The sequence below is a fragment of the Streptomyces sp. NPDC037410 genome (assembly GCF_055602235.1).
The window spans coordinates 1-1,029 of sequence record NZ_JBVJWR010000053.1 but is presented as its reverse complement, the minus strand read 5'-3'; the positions used below and the strand labels follow the sequence as shown (position 1 = coordinate 1,029).

1 protein-coding gene is annotated in these 1,029 nt (G+C 72.6%); it reads left to right on the top strand.

What is annotated here, in order from left to right; all coding sequences use genetic code 11:
• Positions 1 to 1,029 (top strand): FAD-dependent monooxygenase (locus tag ACZ7HT_RS36890; RefSeq protein WP_471174132.1); only part of this gene is annotated, 1,029 nt, incomplete at both ends.

The window sequence follows — 1,029 nt, the reverse complement described above, 5'->3', positions numbered from 1 at the left end:
GAGCGGTCCGAGGGTGTTGGTGGCGGGGGCGAGCATCGCGGGACCCGCGCTGGCCCACTGGCTGCGCCGGCGGGGGGCCGAGGTGACCGTGGTGGAGCGGGCTCCCGAGCTGCGTCCCGGCGGGCAGGCGGTGGACGCGCGCGGGGTCGCCAAGGAGGTCATCGGGCGCATGGGGCTGGACGCGGCGGTCCGCGCGGCGTGCACCGACACCGCCGGCGCGCACACCGTGGACACGGACGGGCAGGTGCTGGAGACCTTCCGCGCGGACGACGACGGTGGCGACGGGTTCATCGCGGACATCGAGATCCTGCGCGGGGACCTGTCCCGGTTGCTCTACGACGACACCCGCGACGGCGTCGAGTACATCTTCGGCGACCGCATCGCCGAGCTCGCCCAGGACGCGGACGGGGTCGACGTGGTCTTCGCGAGCGGCGACCGGCGGCGCTTCGACCTGGTGGTCGGGGCCGACGGGCTGCACTCGGCGCTGCGGGCGATGGTCTTCGGGCCGCATGGGCGGTTTCTCCGCCACCTCGGGCACGTGCTGGCTTTCTACAGTGTGCCCAACGAGTTCGGTCTTGACCGCTGGCTGCTCGAGTACCAGGACCAGGAGACCGGGCGCTCAGCCCTCCTGCGACCCATCCAGGACGCCACCCGGGCGATGACCATGTTCTACTTCGCCTCGGCCGACTTCGACGTCGACCACCGTGACGTCACGGCCCAGAAGCGCCTGCTGCGTGAGCGGATGGAAGGCCTGGGCTGGCTGGCCCCGGACATCCTCGCGCACCTGGACGACACCCCGGACTTCTACCTCGACCAGGTCGCCCAGGTGGTGATGGACCGCTGGTCGAGCGGACGGGTGGGGCTGCTCGGGGACGCGGCGTTCAGCTCGTCGCCGATGTCCGGGCAGGGCACCGGGCTGGCGCTGGTCGGCGCCTACCTGCTGGCCGGAGAGCTGGCCGCCGCCGAGTGGGACCCCGACACCGGGTTCGCCCGCTACGAGGCGCGGATGCGCTCGTTCGTCGAGGCCAA